The sequence below is a fragment of the Ensifer canadensis genome (genome assembly GCF_017488845.2).
Taxonomy (GTDB): Bacteria; Pseudomonadota; Alphaproteobacteria; order Rhizobiales; family Rhizobiaceae; genus Ensifer; species Ensifer canadensis.
The window spans coordinates 2829828-2837500 of sequence record NZ_CP083370.1; the positions used below are offsets into that span (position 1 = coordinate 2829828).

The window sequence follows — 7673 nt, forward strand, 5'->3', positions numbered from 1 at the left end:
CGGTTTCGGCCGACGATCCTCATCCTTGCATGCGTCTTGCCAAGCCCTTGCCTTGTCAGAATCGATTGCACCGAGATCTGATAATGACAGCCAATTCGACACCCACGCCGCGCGAACCAACGCATCTGGTCATGGCCCTCAGGGCCTGCGCCAGCGCCTTTGGCCTGGTCTTCCTCTATAGCTGCGGCTACAATCTCTTTCTGCTCACCCCCTCCATCTATCTGCTGCAGATCTACGATCGCGTGCTGTCGAGCCGCAGCGCCGATACGCTGGTGATGCTGACGCTGATCGTTGCGGTCGCCGTGGTGGTCGGATCGCTCCTGGATATCGTTCGCCGCGCCGCCCTGTCGCGCATCGGCAGTTGGCTTGATCACCGGTTGCGCCCGGTGGTTCTCACGGCCTCCTTCGAATATGGCGCCCGTACCAGCACCGCAGTTGCGACCGATTGCTACAAGGACCTGTCGACGCTCAGGCAGTTTCTGGATTCGCCGGCAAGTTCGCTGCTCTTCGACGTTCCCTGGGCGCCCGTGTTCCTGCTGCTGCTGTTTCTCGTCCATCCGCTGCTCGGCGTGATCGGCGTGCTGAGCGCCGTCTCGCTGCTGCTCCTGGCCGTCCTCACCGAACTGGCGACCCGACGTCCGCTCACCCACGCCAACCGCGCCCTTGCGCGCAGCTACGTGCGCTTTGCGACCGCGCTCAAATACATCCAGGTTATCCGTGCGATGGGCATGCAGGACGGCGCCGCGCAGATCGTCTACCGCGACGCCGAAGCGGCCAGGAAGGCACAGGATGCCGCGATGCAGCGCACCGAGATCATTCTTGGCCTGTCAAAATCCTTGCGTACGCTCACGCAGATCCTGATGATGGGTGCTGCCACCTGGCTGGTGCTCGAGGAAAACAGCAGTCCGGGCATCATCTTCGTTGCCAGCCTGCTGCTCGGCCGCGGCCTTGCCCCGGTCGAAGGGGCGATCGGTGCCTGGCGCTCCTTTGCTTTTGCCCGCAGCGCCTTCGAACGGCTCAATCAGATGCTGATTGCGGTCGCCGCTGACAGCGACGCGCGCATGGTTCCCGTGCCGGAACCGAGCGGCCTTATCCTCGACAGTGTCGGCTACACCCTGCCCTATGCCGATCGCCAGATATTGCGGGGCGTAACCCTGCGCCTGGCGCCGGGCGACTGCGTCGCCCTGATCGGACCATCGGGATCGGGAAAGTCGACGCTCGGCCGGATCATGGCAGGCGTCGAGCCGGCCACGAGCGGATGTGCACTTCTCGGCGGCGTCGATATCTCCGCCCTGCGGCTTTGCGCGGGCACACGCCATGTCGGTTACCTGCCGCAGGACATCGAGCTCTTCGGCGGCGCCGTCAAGGATGTCATTGGCCGGCTGGACGGATCCAACCCCGGCAAGGCGATCGAGGCGGCCAAGCTCGTCGGCTTGCATGAAACGATCATGCGACTGCCCAAGGGCTACGACACCGATATCGGCGAAGGCGGCGGCCTGCTCCTGCGGGCGCAGCGCCAGCAGCTTGGTTTGGCACGCGCCGCCTACGGCAATCCGTCGCTGGTGGTGCTCGATGATCCCAATTCGAGCCTCGACTACGACGGCGAGCGCAAGCTGTTCACCGCCATATCGCGGATGAGGTCGCGCGGCATGATCGTCGTCGTCATCACCCATCGCATGGGAATTCTGCCTGTCACCAACAAGATCGCCATCCTGCGCAACGGCACGGTCGACGCCTTCGGCGACAGCGAACAGATTTTTGAGACTCATCTTCAACCGCCGGCGCGGACCGGAACATAGGAGGGGGATCGCACAATGCTCCCCGCACAGATCGACCGGCCTCCATCACGATCCGCTGTTGCAAGCAGCGCGGCCAATCATCTGGCAAAGGCGCAAGGTCAAATCGGCAAATTGCTTACCTATGCGCCGACCGACGGCCTCGTGCCGATCGAACTCGCCGCCGCCTCGCCGATGTCGCGGCTTCGCTCCGTCGCCAGGACCGGCAATCTGCTCATCGGCTTTTTCGTCGTCGGCCTCGGCACCTGGTCGGCATTGGCACCGCTTACCAGCGCGGCAGTCGCCTCGGGGGTCGTCGAACCGGAATCCAGCCGCAAAACCATCCAACATCTCGAAGGCGGCATCATCAGGCAGATCCGCATCAAGAACGGAGATACCGTTACCTCCGGCCAGATCCTGATCGACCTGGACGACACCAAATTCCGCTCGGAGCGGGACAGCCTGAAGGGGCAGCTCTGGGATGCGGAGGCAAGGCATGCGCGTTTGCTTGCCGAGCAGGACGATGCCGACAGCATAACCTACCCGCCCGAAATGCTGGCCGCCATGGTCGACAATCCCGCGATCAACGCGATCGTCACCGGTCAGCAGCGGATTTTCGAAACCCGCCGCCAGGTCATGCGCGCCGAAATTGCGATCACTGAAGAAAAGATGAAACAGGTGCAGCAGGAGGTCGCCGGTCTCACCGCACAGAAGGCGGCTCTGAGCGAACGTGTCGAAATCTCCAGACAGGAGTTGGAGAGCGTCACGACGTTGACCAAGAAGGGGCTGGAAAAGAAGAGCCGTGTCCTCAATCTGCAACGGGAAAAGGCCGATATCAGCGGGCGGGTCGGCGAAAGCGCCGCCCAGATCTCCCGTGCCTATCAAGTGATCAGCGAAGCCCAGGCCTATCTCGTCAAGCTTCGAAGCGATCGCCTGAACGAGGTGGCGCAAACCATGCGCGAAACGGAAACGCAGATCCTGCAACTGAGCGAAAGGCTGCGTGCGATCGACGACCAGCTTGCGCGAACTGCGATCAGGGCGCCTGAGGACGGCGTGATCATGGACTTGCGGGTCCATACAACCGGCGGCGTTATCGGCGCCGGTGAACCGCTTGTCGATCTCGTTCCACGCAAAGGCCGCCTGATCGTCACCGCCCGCGTCCGGCCAGAGGACATCAATCTCGTGCATCCCGGCCTCACGGCGCAGGTGCATCTGCTCCCCTACAACCAGCGTCGGGTCCCGCTGCTGAAAGGTCAGGTCGAATATGTCTCGGCGGACCGTCTGGTCGACAAGCAGACCGGCCAATCCTACTACGCCGCGACGATCCATGTCGTTGATGAACGATTGGCCACGATGAGCGAGGTCGAGTTGGTCGCGGGCATGCCGGCCCAAACGCTGATCGAAACGGGTACGAACAGCGTGGCGCTCTATGCATTGAGACCACTGCTTGACAGTTTCAACAGAGCATTTCGTGAGGACTGACACAGCCTTGGCCGGTGGCTCCGTGCACGGTGCAAATGAAGGTGCGGCTCCGTTGTTGCCGACGCACCCCACTCTTGGCTCGCGGGCACCCCTGATCCGGCCGAAGGATACGATAATGGGCAAACGAAAATTCGACGACGACGAAATCATGGGTATTCTGAGGGAACATCGGACCGGCGCGACGGTAGCGGAAGTTTGCCACCGCCATGGCATCAGCGAGCCGACCTTCTACCGCTGGCAATCCTCACAGCTTCGAACCGTCGGCTTCGACGTTGGGCGCATACGCGCGCTGGAGCTGGAAAACCAGAAGCTGAAAAAACTGCTGGCCGAAGCCATGTTGACGGCCGCGACACTGAGCGAGATGCTAGCGAAAGCCTCGAAATAACGATAGCGACTATGGTATCGCCAATCCGTTGCGCGGCGATGCCCTGCCGCCCAGTCGGGCAACGACCTCCGTGCGGTTCTGAACCTGCAGCTTCCGCATGATGTGCTGGAGGTGCATCTTCACGGTATGCCCCGAGAGGTTCAGCTTGCCGGCGATAACCTTGTTGGACGAGCCGCATTGCAACTCAGCCAGAACATCGGTTTCCCGCGGCGTGAAGTCGGCATGAAGGAGATCGTCGCGGCGCGGCCGCCTGGCGGGGTCAGCCTCTTCAGGCCTCAAATGCAGCGCTGTCCCATCGCCAAAGGTCCCCAGCGGATGCGGACAGAACACACCGCCCGCCAGCACCAACCTGAGGCCCGCAAGAGCGATTTCGATTGGCAGCGACGTTGTGAAGAAGCCGCGGATGCCCATCTGCAGCGCCTGCGTTGCCATCGAGATATCGTCCGTGTCCGACAGCAAGGCGATCGGCGCATCGGAGAAACGCTCGGAGATGGCCGCAAGATCGGAACGCAGACTGCTGCTTCCGACGTCCCTCCCCGCCAGATCCAGCGTAATCAGACGGATGTCCATACCGAGTGCCCTGTCCAGGCTCGCGGTCGAGATCATGTCGATGAAGGTCCACCCCGCCAGTTCGCGCTCCAGCAGCGTGACAATGGCAGTGCGGGCGAGAGTATGCGGTTCGACGACGATACCGGTGGGTGCATTGCGCCCTTTGCGGCGCAGCGTTCCTGAACTGATGGACACGAGCCGACCCCCAGGATGTTTGCAACCTCTAAGGTCAGCATACTATGCCCGAACATGCATCATGTCATGAGAAAATGGGGATTAATCCGATCGGACCAGTCCCGGCAAACCGTTGACAACATACGGTTTTTTTAAGCGCACTCACTGGCGTTGGGCGCTGTAACATATCTTGAGTAGTAAAATACACCCAGTTCGTTGCGACGATGATCGAAAGCCTATCATCGCAGCGGTCACAATTTTGCAACCGAGTTCGGCGAGATACCGCTCTCGTTTTGTCAAAATGGACGCTGAACCGGTTGCCGTTCCGGCGATACCTTCCGCCTGATCATCGCTTTGGAGTTGGTCCCAGAACGCCAAAAAGCCCGCCGGATTTACCTGGCGGGCTTTTTTTTTGATTTGGTTGCGGGGGCAGGATTTGAACCTGCGGCCTTCAGGTTATGAGCCTGACGAGCTACCGGGCTGCTCCACCCCGCGCCATCTCGGTAAACCGCTATGCGGTTTATCCGGTGCGTAAACCGCTGTGCGGTTTATCGCGATAAGGTAAATCCCTTTGGGATTTACGGTCTGTGCCGAGCAAATCCGACGGATTTGTCTCGCGTAAGGGACGTTCTGATTTTACCTAAGCAAAAAGGCCGCTTGTAGGCGGCCCTTGCGTTTCGGCTTGGCCGAGCGTTTGTTCAGAGAAGATTTTCGGTTTGTTTTCGCCGCTGCCTTGTCCTTCTCGGCTATGCCTCGAAGGGGAGCGGCGGTTTTTTTATCTTGCGTTTTGCAGACCTGGCAGCGACCTACTCTCCCGCGTCTTAAGACGAAGTACCATCGGCGCTGGGGCGTTTCACGGCCGTGTTCGGAATGGGAACGGGTGCAGCCACCCCGCCAGAACCACCAGGTCGGCAAAGCGCAAGATTTGCCCTTAGCTGGGGCAAACCGAATGAGAAGCTGGTGAGGAGGATAAACCGCCTCGTTTTGTTTTGAACACGTCGCTCATCAATGATGAGCATGAGCAATGGGAACGATCAAGCCAATCGAACGATTAGTACTGGTAAGCTTCATGCGTTGCCGCACTTCCACACCCAGCCTATCAACGTGGTAGTCTTCCACGGTTCTCAAGGGAATACTCGTTTTCAGGTTGGTTTCCCGCTTAGATGCCTTCAGCGGTTATCCATTCCATATATAGCTACCCTGCTATGCCCTTGGCAGGACAACAGGTCCACCAGAGATATGTCCATCCCGGTCCTCTCGTACTAGGGACAGATCCTGTCAATATTCCTACACCCACGGCAGATAGGGACCGAACTGTCTCACGACGTTCTGAACCCAGCTCACGTACCGCTTTAATTGGCGAACAGCCAAACCCTTGGGACCTGCTCCAGCCCCAGGATGCGATGAGCCGACATCGAGGTGCCAAACAACCCCGTCGATATGGACTCTTGGGGGTCATCAGCCTGTTATCCCCGGCGTACCTTTTATCCGTTGAGCGATGGCCCTTCCACGCGGGACCACCGGATCACTATGACCGACTTTCGTCTCTGCTCGACTTGTCAGTCTCGCAGTCAGGCGGGCTTATGCCATTGCACTCGACGACCGATTTCCGACCGGTCTGAGCCCACCATCGCGCGCCTCCGTTACTCTTTCGGAGGCGACCGCCCCAGTCAAACTACCCACCATACACTGTCCCGGATCCGGATAACGGACCGCGGTTAGACATCCATGACGATAAGGGTGGTATTTCAAGGATGGCTCCACAAGAACTGGCGTCCCTGCTTCAAAGCCTACCACCTATCCTACACATGCCGACACGAATGCCAGTGTAAAGCTATAGTAAAGGTGCACGGGGTCTTTCCGTCTGACCGCAGGAACCCCGCATCTTCACGGGGAATTCAATTTCACTGAGTCTATGCTGGAGACAGCGGGGAAGTCGTTACGCCATTCGTGCAGGTCGGAACTTACCCGACAAGGAATTTCGCTACCTTAGGACCGTTATAGTTACGGCCGCCGTTTACTGGGGCTTCGATTCAGAGCTTGCACCCCTCCTCTTAACCTTCCAGCACCGGGCAGGCGTCAGACCCTATACGTCGTCTTGCGACTTCGCAGAGCCCTGTGTTTTTGATAAACAGTCGCTACCCCCTGGTCTGTGCCACCCTTTCTGACTTGCGTCAAAAAGGGTCACGCTTCTTCCGAAGTTACGCGTGCAATTTGCCGAGTTCCTTCAGCATAGTTCTCTCAAGCGCCTTGGTATACTCTACCTGACCACCTGTGTCGGTTTCGGGTACGGTCTATACGGTGGAGCTATTTCCTGGAACCGCGTCCCTGCACACCCAATCCAATAAGAATGTACAAGTTAAGCAATCCGTCACTACCACCAGGCCCACGAATATTAACGTGGTTCCCATCGACTACGCGTGTCCGCCTCGTCTTAGGGGCCGGCTAACCCTGCTCAGATTAACTTTAAGCAGGAACCCTTGGTCTTTCGGCGAGAGGGTCTCTCACCCTCTTTATCGTTACTCATGTCAACATTCGCACTTCCGATACCTCCAGGACCCCTCACAGGTATCCCTTCACAGGCTTACGGAACGCTCCGCTACCACACGTCTTGCGACGTATCCTCAGCTTCGGTGCATGGCTTTAGCCCCGTTACATTTTCGGCGCAAAGACCCTTAATTAGACCAGTGAGCTGTTACGCTTTCTTTAAATGATGGCTGCTTCTAAGCCAACATCCTGGTTGTTTTGGGATCCTCACATCCTTTCCCACTTAGCCATGACTTGGGGACCTTAGCTGGAGGTCAGGGTTGTTGCCCTCTTCACGACGGACGTTAGCACCCGCCGTGTGTCTGCCGACTAGTACTCCTCGGTATTCGGAGTTTGGTTAGGATCAGTAAGACGGTGAGTCCCCATAGCCCATCCAGTGCTCTACCCCCGAGGGTATTCGGTCGACGCACTACCTAAATAGTTTTCGCGGAGAACCAGCTATTTCCGAGTTTGATTGGCCTTTCACCCCTAGCCACAAGTCATCCCAATCTATTGCAACAGATGCGGGTTCGGTCCTCCAGTTGGTGTTACCCAACCTTCAACCTGCTCATGGCTAGATCACTCGGTTTCGGGTCTAATGCGACGAACTGAACGCCCTGTTCAGACTCGCTTTCGCTGCGCCTTCACCTATCGGCTTAAGCTTGCTCGTCACACTAAGTCGTTGACCCATTATACAAAAGGTACGCCGTCACCCTTGCGGGCTCCGACTGTTTGTAGGCATCCGGTTTCAGGTTCTATTTCACTCCCCTTGTCGGGGTGCT

4 protein-coding genes, 1 tRNA gene and 2 rRNA genes (1 of these 7 only partly in view) are annotated in these 7673 nt (G+C 58.6%); 3 read left to right on the forward strand and 4 right to left on the reverse strand.

Going from position 1 to position 7673, the window contains the following annotated elements:
* Positions 1-83 precede the first annotated feature (83 nt).
* The 3 genes from J3R84_RS13900 (at position 84) to J3R84_RS13910 (ending at position 3642) form a co-directional block, all read left to right on the forward strand.
* Positions 84-1799 (forward strand): type I secretion system permease/ATPase, encoded by a 1716-nt coding sequence (locus J3R84_RS13900; protein WP_203527919.1) that lies wholly within the window; start codon positions 84-86, stop codon positions 1797-1799.
* Between the two features lie 15 nt (positions 1800-1814).
* Positions 1815-3257, forward strand: coding sequence for an HlyD family type I secretion periplasmic adaptor subunit (locus tag J3R84_RS13905; RefSeq protein ID WP_025428207.1), 1443 nt, complete (start codon positions 1815-1817; stop codon positions 3255-3257).
* A 115-nt stretch (positions 3258-3372) separates the two neighbouring features.
* Positions 3373-3642 (forward strand): transposase, encoded by a 270-nt coding sequence (locus J3R84_RS13910; protein WP_025428208.1) that lies wholly within the window; start codon positions 3373-3375, stop codon positions 3640-3642.
* Positions 3643-3651: 9 nt separating this feature from the next.
* Here the strand turns inward: J3R84_RS13910 and J3R84_RS13915 are convergent, their stop codons facing one another.
* From J3R84_RS13915 to J3R84_RS13930, 4 genes are all read right to left on the reverse strand, one after another.
* A complete protein-coding gene (locus J3R84_RS13915) occupies positions 3652-4386 on the reverse strand; it encodes a response regulator transcription factor (RefSeq protein WP_025428209.1) in 735 nt (244 codons plus the stop codon).
* A gap of 397 nt (positions 4387-4783) precedes the next feature.
* A tRNA-Met gene (locus J3R84_RS13920) sits at positions 4784-4860 on the reverse strand.
* Positions 4861-5158: 298 nt separating this feature from the next.
* Positions 5159-5273 (reverse strand): 5S ribosomal RNA (gene rrf, locus J3R84_RS13925).
* 122 nt (positions 5274-5395) lie between these two features.
* A 23S ribosomal RNA gene (locus tag J3R84_RS13930) occupies positions 5396-7673 on the reverse strand; it runs 518 nt beyond the window's last position.